Source organism: Acinetobacter stercoris (assembly GCF_900323515.1).
GTDB classification, from domain to species: Bacteria; Pseudomonadota; Gammaproteobacteria; order Pseudomonadales; family Moraxellaceae; genus Acinetobacter; species Acinetobacter stercoris.
On record NZ_OOGT01000409.1, the window covers coordinates 1 to 1166 of the forward strand.

1 protein-coding gene is annotated in these 1166 nt (G+C 28.9%); it reads right to left on the reverse strand.

All coding sequences use genetic code 11. The annotated features are described in order from the left end of the window. Positions 1-174: 174 nt before the first annotated feature. On the reverse strand, positions 175-867 hold the full coding sequence (locus KPC_RS19915) for a hypothetical protein (protein WP_146196686.1): 693 nt from the start codon (positions 865-867) through the stop codon (positions 175-177). Between the last annotated feature and the right edge of the window lie 299 nt (positions 868-1166).

Sequence of the window (1166 nt, forward strand, 5' to 3'; positions counted from 1 at the left end):
ATAATCATTTTTCCTTTTTAGATAGGTTTTGTTGCACAAAATATCTTTTAATACATTGATTTTAAAAATTTTATCAAGATCATTTTTTAAATTAACTAAAATTAGATATCCAGACAACATTTCCTTTATAATAAATAAAGAGTTTTCTGTTCCAGAAAACTCTTTATCCTGAACTTAATTGTAGCGGAAAAAATTAAGAGAAATTAACTTGTTAATTGCGGTTTGATTATACATATAACAACCATTTTCCAATCTTGCTAAATTAAGCTTCTCCTTCCTTAATTCAGTTGCATTGTCAGCAAAAAATTCTGATTCAATTATACTTTTACTAAACTGAATCTGCTTATCACGCTTCCATTCTAAAGTACTATTATATGTTGCATTAAAAACTTGCCCATTATATTGAACTTTTGTAAGAGAAGGTATTTCTAAACCTGTGACAAGACTATAGACTGTTATCCAATCAATCCCTTGAAATCTATTTTTTAGATCAGCTAAATCCAAATCAGGAAATTTTTCACGGGCATTATTAACAATATTTATATTTTCTTCACTCTTTATATCAAATTTATCATCTATTGGTCTGTCTGTATTAAAACTCAAAAATTCTTGATTGTTTCGTTGTGAAATCAACCTATAACAATGGCTTCCTTTGGGAAATGTTTCGTTTCCATGCGAACTCAAAAAAATTCGAGCATTAGAATAGCTACTTTCACTATCAAAACGTTCAGCTCTATAGCCAGGTAAAATAGAATCAAAAATGTTTTTACCTGACAATTCAACTTTCTCAAATCTCAAATCATTTCTTAGATCATTAATCGTATTTACAGTCCAATGAGTCATTGAATCAACATCAATAGTTCCCACATATCTGTCACTTGGTGTATATAGTCGATCTTTAGTTAAAATATATTGACCTATTTCTGTATTACTATTACTACCAATAATCCTTTTATTGTTAATCTCATATTTCCCAATAGAGAAATTATCACCATTTCGATGTGAACTATAATCTACTTGAAAATAAGTTGCCTTGTCTGTTGTTTCATTTGTCTAACTACCTCCATCACCAGAGCTACCTCCCCCACAAGCAGAAAGCAAGATCGAAATTGATAAAAGTGTGAACGTTTTATTTAGTTTTAACATATAAGTTTACTTTTTTACAT